The sequence below is a fragment of the Delftia acidovorans SPH-1 genome, assembly GCF_000018665.1.
Taxonomy (GTDB): Bacteria; Pseudomonadota; Gammaproteobacteria; order Burkholderiales; family Burkholderiaceae_C; genus Comamonas; species Comamonas acidovorans.
Map to the genome: position 1 here is coordinate 3,186,750 of NC_010002.1, position 12,094 is coordinate 3,198,843.

At 69.2% G+C, this 12,094-nt stretch carries 11 protein-coding genes; 3 read left to right on the top strand and 8 right to left on the bottom strand.

All coding sequences use genetic code 11. The features are described from left to right. The first annotated feature begins 71 nt into the window (after positions 1 to 71). From ettA to DACI_RS14580, 3 genes are all read left to right on the top strand, one after another. Positions 72 to 1,733, top strand: a complete 1,662-nt coding sequence (ettA, locus tag DACI_RS14570) for an energy-dependent translational throttle protein EttA (RefSeq protein WP_012204751.1) — start codon at positions 72 to 74, stop codon at positions 1,731 to 1,733. 60 nt (positions 1,734 to 1,793) lie between these two features. Continuing rightward, on the top strand, positions 1,794 to 4,397 hold the full coding sequence (locus DACI_RS14575; protein ID WP_012204752.1) for a DUF1631 family protein: 2,604 nt from the start codon (positions 1,794 to 1,796) through the stop codon (positions 4,395 to 4,397). A gap of 167 nt (positions 4,398 to 4,564) precedes the next feature. Then, complete coding sequence (locus DACI_RS14580; protein ID WP_012204753.1) at positions 4,565 to 5,710, top strand: FAD-dependent monooxygenase; 1,146 nt, start codon at positions 4,565 to 4,567, stop codon at positions 5,708 to 5,710. 6 nt (positions 5,711 to 5,716) lie between these two features. Here the strand turns inward: DACI_RS14580 and DACI_RS14585 are convergent, their stop codons facing one another. The 8 genes from DACI_RS14585 to DACI_RS14620 all read right to left on the bottom strand — a co-directional run bounded on the left by DACI_RS14585 (position 5,717) and on the right by DACI_RS14620 (position 12,069). Then, the gene (locus tag DACI_RS14585) at positions 5,717 to 6,727 is read right to left on the bottom strand and encodes a P1 family peptidase (protein WP_012204754.1); all 1,011 of its coding nucleotides are present in this window, start codon (positions 6,725 to 6,727) and stop codon (positions 5,717 to 5,719) included. Between the two features lie 66 nt (positions 6,728 to 6,793). Then, positions 6,794 to 7,195, bottom strand: a complete 402-nt coding sequence (locus DACI_RS14590) for a copper-binding protein (protein WP_012204755.1) — start codon at positions 7,193 to 7,195, stop codon at positions 6,794 to 6,796. A gap of 15 nt (positions 7,196 to 7,210) precedes the next feature. Then, positions 7,211 to 7,720 carry a DUF411 domain-containing protein gene (locus tag DACI_RS14595; protein ID WP_043781512.1) on the bottom strand — a complete coding sequence of 170 codons (510 nt, stop codon included), beginning with the start codon at positions 7,718 to 7,720 and terminating at the stop codon, positions 7,211 to 7,213. Positions 7,721 to 7,755: 35 nt separating this feature from the next. Then, positions 7,756 to 8,247, bottom strand: coding sequence for a cupredoxin domain-containing protein (locus DACI_RS14600; protein ID WP_012204757.1), 492 nt, complete (start codon positions 8,245 to 8,247; stop codon positions 7,756 to 7,758). A 20-nt stretch (positions 8,248 to 8,267) separates the two neighbouring features. Continuing rightward, positions 8,268 to 9,650: a multicopper oxidase family protein gene (locus DACI_RS14605; protein ID WP_012204758.1), complete on the bottom strand. Its 1,383-nt coding sequence runs from the start codon at positions 9,648 to 9,650 to the stop codon at positions 8,268 to 8,270. A 1-nt stretch (position 9,651) separates the two neighbouring features. After that, entirely contained in the window at positions 9,652 to 11,100 is a 1,449-nt protein-coding gene (locus DACI_RS14610; protein ID WP_012204759.1) for a TolC family protein, read from the bottom strand. Next, entirely contained in the window at positions 11,097 to 11,456 is a 360-nt protein-coding gene (locus tag DACI_RS14615; RefSeq protein ID WP_043781515.1) for a hypothetical protein, read from the bottom strand. Before DACI_RS14615 ends, DACI_RS14610 begins: the two co-directional genes overlap by 4 nt. Positions 11,457 to 11,577: 121 nt before the next feature. After that, positions 11,578 to 12,069, bottom strand: coding sequence for a hypothetical protein (locus DACI_RS14620; protein WP_012204761.1), 492 nt, complete (start codon positions 12,067 to 12,069; stop codon positions 11,578 to 11,580). Between the last annotated feature and the right edge of the window lie 25 nt (positions 12,070 to 12,094).

Sequence of the window (12,094 nt, forward strand, 5' to 3'; positions counted from 1 at the left end):
TCACGGCTGGCGTGCAACCGATTTGTTGCCCGGTTTTTGCAGAAATCAACGATTCAAGTACTCGGACCAGAATGGCTCAATACGTTTTTTCGATGAACCACCTCACCAAGACCGTGCCGCCCAAGCGGCAGATCTTGAAGGATATCTCTCTCAGCTTTTTCCCGGGCGCCAAGATCGGCGTGCTGGGTCTGAACGGCTCTGGCAAGTCCTCGCTGCTCAAGATCATGGCCGGGGTGGACAAGGAATTCGAAGGCGAGGCGCTGCCCATGCAGGGCCTGTCCATCGGCTATCTGCCGCAGGAGCCTCAGCTCAATCCAGAGCACACGGTGCGCCAGGCCGTGGAAGAGGCCATGGCCGAAGTCAACGCGGCCCGTTCGCGCCTCGATGAAATCTACGCCGCCTATGCCGAGCCCGACGCCGACTTTGACGCGCTGGCCGCCGAGCAAGGCGAGCTCGAAGCCAAGATCGCCGCTGCCGGCACCGACTCCGAGCACCAGCTGGAGATCGCTGCCGACGCCCTGCGCCTGCCGGCCTGGGATGCCGTGATCGGCAAGCTGTCCGGTGGCGAAAAGCGCCGCGTGGCGCTGTGCAAGCTGCTGCTGTCCAAGCCCGACATGCTGCTGCTTGACGAACCCACCAACCACTTGGACGCCGAGTCCGTGGAATGGCTGGAGCAGTTCCTGCACCGCTTCACCGGCACCGTGGTGGCCATCACCCACGATCGCTACTTCCTGGACAACGCTGCCGAGTGGATCCTGGAACTGGACCGTGGCCACGGCATTCCCTACAAGGGCAACTATTCCGAATGGCTGTTCCAGAAGCAAAGCCGCCTGGAGTCCGAGCAAAAGGGCGAGGAAGCCCGCGCCAAGGCCCTGAAGAAGGAACTGGAGTGGGTTCGCCAGAACGCCAAGGGCCGCCAGACCAAGTCCAAGGCCCGTATCGCGCGCTTCGAGGAACTGAGCGATTTCGAATACCAAAAGCGCAACGAAACCCAGGAAATCTTCATTCCTGTGGCCGAGCGCCTGGGCACCCAGGTCATCGAGTTCAACAACGTCACCAAGAGCTTTGGCGACCGCGTGCTCATCGACAACCTGACCATGAACATCCCCGCTGGCGCCATCGTCGGCATCATCGGCCCCAACGGTGCCGGCAAGTCCACGCTGTTCAAGCTGATCGCGGGGCGCGAGCAGGCCGACTCCGGCGAAGTCATCGTGGGCCAGACGGTCAAGATGGCCTATGTGGAACAGACGCGTGACGCGCTGGCCAACGACAAGACGGTGTGGGAAGACATCTCGGGCGGGCTGGACATCATCAACGTCGGCAAGTTCCAGATGGCTTCGCGTGCCTACGCGGGCCGCTTCAACTTCAACGGCCAGGACCAGCAAAAGAAGGTCGGCAACCTCTCCGGCGGCGAGCGCGGCCGCCTGCACCTGGCCAAGACGCTGATCCAGGGCGGCAACGTGCTGCTGCTGGACGAGCCGTCCAACGACCTGGACGTGGAAACCCTGCGCGCGCTGGAAGATGCGCTGCTGGAGTACGCGGGCACGGTGCTGGTGATCTCCCACGATCGCTGGTTCCTCGACCGTATCGCCACGCACATCCTGGCCGCCGAAGGCGATTCGCAATGGGTGTACTTCGACGGCAACTACCAGGAGTACGAAGCCGATAAGAAAAAGCGTCTGGGCGAGGAGGGTGCCAAGCCCAAGCGCATGCGCTACAAGGCACTGAAGTAAGCATCAAAGGCAAGCCTCAAAGCGCCTCCGGCACGGGCTGGAGCCTGTATTCTTCGGGCCATGAATCCTCCACCCGTTTCTGTTGCCGCGTTGCAAGCCTGCCTGGTGCAGGCCGTGCGTGGCTCGGAGGCGCTGATCCTGCGGCTGCTGCAGCGCACGGCGCATGCCATGGAGCAGGCCGACCAGCCGGGCTCCGGCCTGCCGCGCCGCGCTGAAATCCCCGAGGCGCTGGAGCTGCTGGCCCGCCACCGGGCGCCCATGCTCAAGGGCTATGGGCGGGCGCTGCTGGAATGCTTTGGTCAATCCGGCGGCGCTGCTGTCTGGCCCCCTGTGCCTGGCATGTCCGGTGCGTCCGGTGTGCCCGGCACCACCGATTTCGCCTCACTCTCCCTCCTGGACGACTCCGTGCTGCAGTCCCAGCTGGCCCACCAGCGCCTGCTGCAGCATGTGGCGCCGCAGGTGGAGATCGCGCTGGCCGAGCTCGACGCCCTGGTCAGCGCCGTCCAGGGCCTGGACCGTGTCCAGCCCGAACGCAATCCGCTGCGGCCCCACAGCTATGTGCAGGCGCTGCAGCGCGTGATCGACGACACCGGGGTGGATCCCGGCTCCGCCGCCTGCTGGCTGGGCTTCATGCGCGAGCACCTGGGTGCGCTGCTGGTGTCCGAGTACGGCCATATCGCCCAATCCCTGCGTGACAAGGGGGTGCAGCCTGCGGCCTATGGCCTGGCGCCGGCACAGGCCCCATCGCCCGAGGCGGGACGCCGCCATTCCGACCTGCCGGGGCAAAGCCGCTGGCGGGCACCTTCCCACTATGGCGATGCCGTGGCCCAGAGCCGCGCCTATGGCTCCTTTGGCCAGCAGGCCCAGGAAGATGAGCTGACGCGGCGCCTGGTGGCGGCCCTGCTGTCCGATCCACGCTGGATGGATTCGCACCGCGAGGCGCCCACTTCGGCGCCTTCTTCCATGTTGGCGCTGGCCCACACATCCGCCTATTCCGTGCCCGGGCAGTTTGCGCCGGCCATGGACGGCGCAAGCCGCCTGCAGACCACCGCCTGGCAGGGCAGCGAGACGGCACCCACCGTGCTGGCGGCGCTGCCCGAAGGCTGGACTTCGCTGAGCTGCATGGCGCTGGAGTCCGTGCAGCACCACTCGGCCCAGCTGGAGCAACTGATGCAGGCGCTGCAGCCGCCCGAGCAGCAGGAGCCCGCACCCGGCGTGCGTGCCGACGACGGCGCCGCGCTGCACACCCTGCAGCGCATGATGCGTTTCATGGCGGCCGACACACGCCTGCTGCCTTCCGTGCAGCGCACCGTGGGCCGTCTGGAGCCGCTGCTGCAGCAGCTGGTGGTCCAGGACGCGCGCTTTTTTGAAGACCGCAGCCACCCCGCGCGCCAACTGCTCGATGAGCTGACGGCGCGCAGCCTGTGGTTCGACAGTGAATCCGCGCCGGGCTACGGTCAATTCCTGCAGGTGGCCGATTCCGCCGCCATGCGGCTGGCGGCCCTGCAGCGTGCCGATGCGTCGGCCTTTGCCACGGTGCTGCAGCAACTGCGCGACGGTTGGGGCGGCAGCGGCATGCAGCCCGTGGGTCCTGGCGAAATGCCGGAAGGCGGCACGGTGACCGGGCCTGTCTCGGCTGCGCTCAGGCACGTGGAAAGGCGGGGCGTGGACCCGCGCTGGCCCGAAACCGCCATGCCCAGGGCCGAGCAGATTGCAGCAGCCATTCGGCGCCTGCCCAGCGCCCAGGGCGTGCCCGATGACATTCTGGAATTCGCCACGGGACCTTGGGCCGAAGTGATCGCCAGCGTTCAGGAACCCGTGGACGGCAGCGAGGCCCGGGACCCCGGCGGCTATCTGGCCCTGGTGCCCAGCCTGCTGTGGAGCGTGTCGGCACATGCGGGCCGCGATACCGACCGCCTGGTGGCGCTGGCACCCCGGCTGCAGGCCCGGCTGCGCGCCGGCCTGCGCAGCGTGGGGCGTACGGAAGAGGAAATCCAGGCCTTTGCCGCGCGCCTGGCCGGCCTGCACCAGGACGCGCTGGATGCCGGTGTGGTCCGCCAGCCCATAGAGAGCGTGGACATTTATCTGGACTCCATACCGCCGACCATCTACGGGTCGGACTCGGTGCTGGCGTCCCTGTCTTCCTCCACTGGTGCGGCAACGCTTGGCCAGACAACGCCCGGCTCCCTGGCGGCCCGCCTGCCGCAGTCGTTGTTTGGCGTGGCAGCCTCCCTGCCGGTGCCGCTCGATGTGCGGCAGCCGATGGGGGACGATATCGGCGCGCTGACCGAGCAGGACCTGGAACTGCCCGAGGCGCTGCAGGATGAGCTGCCGGCCACCCAGGCTGCACAAGCGCCGCAGGCCCTTGCTGGGCTTGCGGGGCAGGCTGCGTTGGCCGGTGGCGAAGCCGCCCCGATGCCTGCCGAGCCTGCGCTGCCCCTGGAGCCACCGCCGCCGGTGGTTCCCGTGGTGTCCGAAGACTGGGCGCTGGGCACCTGGGTGGAACTGTCCAACGCCCGGCAGTGCATCCGCACCCAGCTGACCTGGGTCAGCCCGCAGCAGACGCTGTTCCTGTTCACAGCCACCGATGGCAGCACCCAGTCCATGACGCGCCGCATGCGCGACAAGCTGCTGGCGCAAGGGCAACTGCGGCGCGTGGACTGAGGCGCCTGCCGGACATGCGCCGGTGCCGATGGGTACGAATCGTGCCCAATTCGGGCCTTGCGGAGGTTGAGGCCTGAGGCCTGTCAAAAAGACAATGTCCTGCATCGGTGCGCTCCGGATCACGGGGCGCATCACCGAATAGACCCCACCAGCAGGAGACAGGAACCATGGCGCGTTTGAGGATAGGCATCGTCGGAGCAGGCATTGGCGGACTGGCGGCAGCCAATGCGCTGCACCAGGCAGGGCATGAAGTATTGGTGTTCGAGCAAAGCCGGCAGTTTCTGCGCGTGGGCGCGGACATCAACCTCACGCCCAATGCCGTGCGCGCCCTCGATGGCCTGGGCGCCGACATTGCCGCCGCCGTGCGCGCCAGCGCCGCACGGCCCACGCACCGCATCAGCCGCAACTGGGACACGGGCGAGGAAACCTCGCGCCTGACCATGGGTGACGAGGCCGAGCGCAAGTACGGCGCCCCGCAGTTGACCATCCACCGCGCCGATCTGCTGGCCGCGCTGGCCGATGCCTTTCCGCTGGACCAGGTGCAGTTGGGCAAGCGTGCCAGCCAGATCACGCAGACGGGGCAAGGCGTGGACATCGCGTTCACAGATGGCAGCGAAGTGGCCGGGCTGGACGCACTCATTGGCGCGGACGGCATCCACTCCGTGGTGCGCGCGGCCCTGTTCGGTGCCGAGAGCCCGCGCTTCACGGGTGTGGTGGCCTTCCGCGCGGTGGTGCCCACCGAGCGCGTGCGCCATGTGCCCGACATCCAGGCCTTCACCAAATGGTGGGGCGCCACGCCGCAAAGCCAGATCGTGACCTTTCCGCTGAACCAGGGGCGTGACACCTTCATCTTCGCCACCACGGCCCAGGATTCCTGGCACGAGGAATCGTGGACCACGCCCGGCAGCGTCGAGGAGTTGCGCGGCTTCTACGCCGATTTCCATCCCGACGCCCGGGCGCTGCTCGACGCCTGCGATGGCGTGCTCAAGACTGCGCTGTACGAGCGCGATCCCCTGCCGGCCTGGTCGCAGGACCGCATCACGCTGCTGGGCGATGCCTGCCACCCGATGATGCCCTTCATGGCCCAGGGCGCAGGCATGGCCATCGAAGACGCCGTGGTGCTGGCCCGCAACCTGGATGCCGCCCCGGGCCCGCAGCAGGTGCCCGAGGTCCTGGCGCGCTACCAGGCCATGCGCATGCAGCGCACCAGCGAGATCCAGATCGGCTCGCGCGGCAACAACTGGCTGCGCGCCGGTGGCAATGCCGATGGCGTCTACGGCTACGACGCCTGGGCGGTTGCGCTGCAGGCCTGAGCCCGGTCAGGGCCGGCAGGCGGCCAGCTCCCTGGCGCAGGGCAGCTCCAGCCCTTCGGCCGTGGTCAGCGACTGCGCGGCCAGCACGGCGCGCACCGTGGCCAGGGCCACGGCCTCGGCGGCCATGGCGGACAGGGTCAGCATGCCCAGCGAGTGCTCGGCCAGGCCCGTGCCCAGGGCGAACAATGTGTCGCCATCGCTCATGGTGTGCACGGGGCGTATGGCGCGTGCCAGGCCGTCATGGGATACCACGGCCAGGCGCTGGGCCTGGACCTTGGTGATGCGCGCATCGGTGGCAATCACGCCGATGGTGGTGTTGGTGCCTGCCAGCAGCGGCCGGGGCTCTTCGCCGCGCAGCAGGGCACGGCAGGTGTCGTGCAGCTGGCGGCCATCGGGGCTGCGCGCGCCGGCCAGCAGCGCGCCGCTGTGGGGGTCGACCACATCGCCCACGGCATTGCAGGCGATCAGCGCGCCCACGGTGACGCCGTGCACGGTCAGCGAGGCCGTGCCGATGCCACCCTTCATGGCGCGATCCATGCCGAAGACCTTGCCCACGCAGGCGCCCATGCCGGCGCCCACATTGCCCTCGGCAGGCCGCGCGGCGCTGGCGGCCTGGCAGGCCGCATGGCCGGCATCGGCACCCGGGCGGATACGGCTGTCGCCCACCGCCAGGTCGAACAGCACGGCGGCCGGCACGATGGGCACGCGGCCCACGCCCACATCCAGCCCTATGCCCTGCTCCTCGAGCCAGCGCATGGCGCCGCTGGCCGCGTCCAGCCCCCATGCGCTGCCGCCCGAGAGCATGACGGCATGCACCTGCTGCACCAGGTTGGAGGGATGCAGCAGGTCGGTCTCGCGCGTGCCGGGGGCGGCGCCACGCACATCGCAGCCCCCCACGGCACCGCCGCGCGCCAGCACGACGGTGCAGCCCGTGGGGCGGCGGGCATCGGTGTGGTGGCCTACCTCGATGCCCTGTACGCGGGTGATGGAGCCGGGGTCTGAGTCGGTGCTTGGCATGCGCTGCTCTGCTCGGTGATGGACAGGCCTTCACCTTAGCCGAAACGGCAGCCCTGCACCCGGTCTTCAGCGCAGCACTTCCAGCTGCGTGACCACGAAGGCGCCCTGGTCCTGCTCGGCGCGAAAGCGCACCTTGTCGCCGGCCTTGAGGGCGGGCTCGGGTGCAGCCACGCGCAGCTGGAAGACCATGGTCATGGGCGGCATGCCCAGGTTCTTGAGTTCGCCGTGGCGCAGCGTGACCTTGCTGGTGCGAGCATCCCAGCGCGTGACCTCGCCTTCGCTGAGGTCCTGGCTGACGGCGGCAGGTGCGGTTTCGGCAGATTGCGCGCCATGCGCCGCATGGTCGTGGGCCGTGGCCTGGGCACCGGCCCAGGCCGGGATCAGCGCGGCGGCAAGGGCCAGGCGCACGGCAAGGGAAGTACGGGCCGTACGGGACGTACGGGAAACAAGGAGGGCTGTGTTGTGCATGGTGTGCTCCGGGGTTCAGCGGTAGCTGGTGAAGGTACGGGTGGAAACGTCGCTGTTCATGAGGTTCTTGGTGATCAGCAGCACCTCGTAGGGGTCCTTGCGGTCGCCGTACTCGGGGCCGTCCATGCCGGGGCTGCCCACGGGCATGCCGGGCACGGCAATGCCCACCGCCTTGGGCTTTTGCCTGAGCAGCTTGTGCACGTCGGCCGCAGGCACATGGCCTTCGAGCGCATAGCCTTCGACCAGGGCCGTGTGGCAGGAGCCCAGGCGCGCCGGAATGCCCAGCCGGGCGCGCACGGCGCTGTTGCCGGTGTCGTGCACGGTGACGGCAAAGCCGTTTTGCTCCATGTGCACCACCCAGTCCTGGCAGCAGCCGCAGTTGGGGTCCTTCCAGACCTCGACCGGGATGCGGGCCGTGGGTGCGGCCGCCCACAGCGAAGGGGCGGCGAATGCCGTGCAGGCCAGGGCCATGCGGCGCAGCGCACTGCGGCGCGGGTGGGCGGATGCCATGCGTTCATGTTTCATGGGGTGCTCCTGAAGGGGGGGAAGAATTGGCGCGCTCATTGCGTCACCGTGATGGTTCCGCGCATGCCGGCCTGGTAGTGGCCGGGGATGAGGCAGGCAAAGTCGAAGCTGCCTTCGCGGTTGAAATTCCAGACCAGGTCGCCGGATTTGCCGGGCGAGACATGGGCCATGTAGGGCTCGCCGTGCTCCATGGTGGGGAACTTGAGCATCATCTGCGCGTGCTCGTCCAGCGAGGCCGGCGTGCCCAGCACGATCTCGTGCATGACCTGGCCCTTGTTGGCCACGCGCAGGCGCACGGTTTCGCCGCGCTTGACGCTGATGCGCTCGGGCGTGAAGCGCATGTTGTCGCTCATGTCCAGGGTGATGGTGCGCCGGGCGGCCGAGGCATCGCCGGCAATGCCCCAGGGCTTTTGCTCCTTGACTGCGGCGGTCTTGGGAGCGTCATCGTGGGCTTCGCTGCCATGGGCGAAGACGGCAGCGGGGCCGGCGAGCAGTGCGGTGGCGAGGAGGAGGGCAAAGGTGTTCATGAGGGACTCCTTGGATGGCATCAGTGGTGCTCATGGCCCGCACCGGGCTTGCGCACGCTGGGCGCGCCGGGGGACTGGCCGGGCGTGGTCTGGCGCGGTGCGGAGGCCTCGGCTGCCGGCCCCTTCCATTCATAGGCCACGCTGCCCTTGGGGTGGTTGAACCAGCCCGGGTCGCCGTAGTCGTTGGCGCCCAGCTGCTCGCGCACCTTGAGGGTGGTGAACATGCCGCCCATCTCGATGGGGCCGAAGGGGCCCGTGCCCGTCATCATCGGGAAGGTGTTGTCGGGCAGGGGCATTTCCATGGAGGCCATGTCGCCCATGCCGCGCTCGCCCATGACCATGTAGTCGGGCACGATCTTCTGGATCTTGCCGACCAGGCCCCGGTGGTCCACGCCGATCATGGTCGGCGTGTCATGCCCCATGGCGCCCATGGTGTGGTGGCTCTTGTGGCAGTGCAGGGCCCAGTCGCCCAGCTCGTCGGCGATGAACTCCACCTGGCGCATCTGGCCCACGGCCACGTCGGTGGTCACCTCGGGCCAGCGCGCGGACCGGGGCACGGGGCCGCCGTCGGTGCCCGTGACCTCGAATTCGTGGCCGTGCAGGTGGATGGGGTGGTTGGTCATGGTCAGGTTGCCCACGCGCAGGCGCACGCGGTCGCCGCGCCTGGCGACGACGGGGCTGATGGCGGGGAACACCCGGCTGTTGAAGGTCCAGATGTTGAAGTCCGTCATCTCGGCCACGCGTGGCGTCATGGAGCCGGGCTCCACGTCGTAGGCCGACAGCAGGAAGGCGTAGTCGCGCTGGACTTCGGCGATCTGCGGGTGGGCCGCCTTCGGATGCGTGATCCACAGGCCCATCATGCCCATGGCCATCTGCACCATCTCGTCGGCATGCGGGTGGTACATGAAGGTGCCGGGGCGGCGCGCCGTGAACTCGTAGACAAAGGTCTTGCCGGGCGGGATGTGCGGCTGGGTCACGCCGCCCACGCCGTCCATGCCGTTGGGCAGGCGCTGGCCGTGCCAGTGCACGGTGGTGTGCTCGGGCAGGCGGTTGGTCACGAAGATGCGGACCTTGTCGCCTTCCACGACCTCGATGGTGGGGCCGGGGCTCTGGCCGTTGTAGCCCCACATGTTGACGAAGAAGCCCGGTGCCACCTCGCGCACCACGGGCTCGGCCACCAGGTGGAATTCCTTGACGCCTGCGTTCATGCGCCAGGGCGTGGTCCAGCCGTTGAGCGTGACCACGGGGCGGTAGGGGCGGCCGTTGGGCGGTGCCAGCGGGGCGGCGGTTTCGGCCGAGGACTGGGTCGCTGCCTCGGGCAGGGCGGCCAGGGCCACGCGGCTGACGGCGGCGCTGGAGACGGCGGCCACGGCCGCGCCGGTGAAGAAGTTGCGGCGGTTCATGTCAGTGGCTCGCTGTGTTCGTGGGAGTGGGTGCGGCGGCGCTGGATGCGGCCTCGACCGTGCCTGGCGAGGTTCCGGCCAGAGCCAGCTGCAGGTCGGTGTCGGCCAGCCAGAAGTCGCGCTGGGCGTCGGTGGCGGTGGCCACGGCCTGGGCGCTGTTGCGGGCCTCGGCCAGCAACTCCCAGACGCTGACGAACATGCCGTTGTAGCGGAGCATGGTTTCGTCCTGGATGAAGCGGCGCAGCGGCAGCACCTCGGCCTGCTGCTGGTGGGCCAGGTCCCAGGCCGTGCGGTAGCGCATCCAGCTGCTGCGCGCCTCGGCCCGCGCCTGGATGGCGCCTTGCTGCAGCTGGGCCGCGCTGCGCTGGACCTCGGCGCGCGCGCGGCCGCTGGCGGCGCCACCCCAGTCAAACAGCGGCAGGGGCAGGTCGATCTCCCAGCCGCGTGTCACATCGCTGTGGCCGGTGGCCCGGTCCGTGGCGGTGTTGCGGTTGTAGCCCAGGCCGATGTCGCCGAACATGGCGCCCAGGCGTGCCCAGCCACGGCGCTCGGCCAACTGGTCCAGGTCGCGGCGCAGGGCGCGCAGGTCCAGGCGCTCGCGCAGCGCGGTGGCTTCGGCATCGTCCCCGGAGCGCAACTGCGTGGCGGCCTGCGGGATGGCGGGCAACTGGTCGGGCAGCTTGAAATCGATGCGCCGTCCCCACAGGCCCATCAGGCGGGCCAGTTGCTCATGCTCGGCCGTGGCGGCCAGGCGCGCACGCGCCAGCTGGGCTGCGGTGTCCTGCTGGATGCTGAGCTCGCGTGCCTGCTGCAGCCGGCTGAAGTTGCCCAAGCGGGCCATGCGGCGCGCCAGCTCGGCACCGGCCTCGGCCGCCTCGTGCATGCGCTCGCTGGACGCCAGCTGCTGGCGTGCGGCCACGGCGCGCAGCCAGGCGCGGCGCGTGTCGGCGGCCAGCCGCAGCACATCCTGCGCGGCGGTCAGGGTGGCCTGTTCCATCTGCATGCCCTGCCAGCGGCTGCGCCAGGGCAGGGTGATCAGGCTGACCAGGCCGAAGCTCAGCTGGCGCTCGATCTCGCGCTCGTCGCTGTTGACCATGCGGCCCAGGGCCAGCGTGGGGTTGGGCAGGGTCAGGGCCTGAACGCGTTCGGCATCCTGCACGCCCAGTTGCGCCAGGCGCGCCTGCAGGCCGGGGTTGTTGAGCAGTGCGATGCGCACGGACTGGTCCATGTCCAGCGGCTGGCGCAGCCACTCGTCGATGCGCTGCTGCGCCGCGTCGCGGGCCTGCAGATCGGTTGGCGGCAGCTGGGCGCCGTCCGGCAGGCGGCTGGCGGTATGGGACTGGACCGCGCCGCGCAGGCCGTCGGGCGAGATGCTGGCGCAGCCGGCCAGGGCCAGCACGGCAGCCATGGCGCCGACCAGCCGGGTGGGGGCGAAGAGGGTGCGCTTCATGGCCGGCCTCCGTGCTGCATGTGAGAGCCGTGCGGGGACGGCGCAGGCGTGGACCGGCCGCCCTGTGCAGCTTCCCAGCGCAGGATGTCCATATGGCCGTTGGGAAACTCGGCCACGGCCGCATTGGCCTGGCGCCAGTCGGTCAGCTCGGTTTCCACGGCGCCACTGGCCGGCAGCGCGGCATGGCGCAGCGGCAGGCTGGCCGCAGCCGGATCGATGGCGCCGGTCAGGCCTGCGGAGGAAGAGGCTGTGGGAAGGCTGCCGTCATGGGCTTGGGCCCAGGCAGCGGGGCTGGACGCGGCAAGGGCCGCCAGCCCGAATTGGATAAGGGGGACGAGAAAATGCGCACGGCGCATGGTGTTCTCCTGAATGCGAAACGGACAACGCATCCGCGGCCAAGTGCCCCGCCATGCCCGCAAGCGGGCTGCCCATGGAGGGGCGGCAGGGATGGCGCGGACGCACTTCGGGCGTCAGGCTTCAGGAAATGGGTGGCTTGATGGCCTGCAGCTTGGCCGCGCTGGCAAAGCGCGCGCTGCCTTGGGGGCGCAGTGCGGCGGACGGCGCTGCGCCGTCCGAACCGATCTGGCCAGGAGTGAAAAGGGCCGAATGGCAGATGCCGCACAGGGTGCAGCTGGGCCCATGTTCATGTTCGCCGCAGCTGCCGCCCGGATGGCCGCTGGCCTGGGGAGCGCAGCCTGCACTGTGCTCGGCGTGTGATGCGTGATCCGGGCCGTGATCTGCGGCGTGCGCCGCGTGATGCTGCTCGGGGCTGTCCGGCGATTGCGTGATTTCCAGCGCGACTTCCCGCGCGATTTCGGGCGCGTGGTGGTGGAGTGCCGACGCCGGATCCAACGCTGGCGCAGATGCCGCAGCCGGCGCCAGGGCCGACATGACCGGCGCAGCCCCCATGGCCATGGCGTCGCCCAGCAGGCCACGAAGGACCAGCAGCAAGACCAGGACAATGGACAAGGGGCGGCGCATAGGTTTGGATGAT

Excerpts from the sequence above, each read along its gene's own strand:
- DACI_RS14600 (WP_012204757.1), bottom strand. The coding sequence starts at position 8,247 with ATGAACACCTTTGCCCTCCTCCTCGCCACCGCACTGCTCGCCGGCCCC.
- ettA (WP_012204751.1), top strand. The coding sequence starts at position 72 with ATGGCTCAATACGTTTTTTCGATGAACCACCTCACCAAGACCGTGCCG.
- DACI_RS14575 (WP_012204752.1), top strand. The coding sequence starts at position 1,794 with ATGAATCCTCCACCCGTTTCTGTTGCCGCGTTGCAAGCCTGCCTGGTG.
- DACI_RS14585 (WP_012204754.1), bottom strand. The coding sequence starts at position 6,727 with ATGCCAAGCACCGACTCAGACCCCGGCTCCATCACCCGCGTACAGGGC.
- DACI_RS14580 (WP_012204753.1), top strand. The coding sequence starts at position 4,565 with ATGGCGCGTTTGAGGATAGGCATCGTCGGAGCAGGCATTGGCGGACTG.
- DACI_RS14610 (WP_012204759.1), bottom strand. The coding sequence starts at position 11,100 with ATGAAGCGCACCCTCTTCGCCCCCACCCGGCTGGTCGGCGCCATGGCT.
- DACI_RS14590 (WP_012204755.1), bottom strand. The coding sequence starts at position 7,195 with ATGCACAACACAGCCCTCCTTGTTTCCCGTACGTCCCGTACGGCCCGT.
- DACI_RS14605 (WP_012204758.1), bottom strand. The coding sequence starts at position 9,650 with ATGAACCGCCGCAACTTCTTCACCGGCGCGGCCGTGGCCGCCGTCTCC.
- DACI_RS14615 (WP_043781515.1), bottom strand. The coding sequence starts at position 11,456 with ATGCGCCGTGCGCATTTTCTCGTCCCCCTTATCCAATTCGGGCTGGCG.
- DACI_RS14595 (WP_043781512.1), bottom strand. The coding sequence starts at position 7,720 with ATGAAACATGAACGCATGGCATCCGCCCACCCGCGCCGCAGTGCGCTG.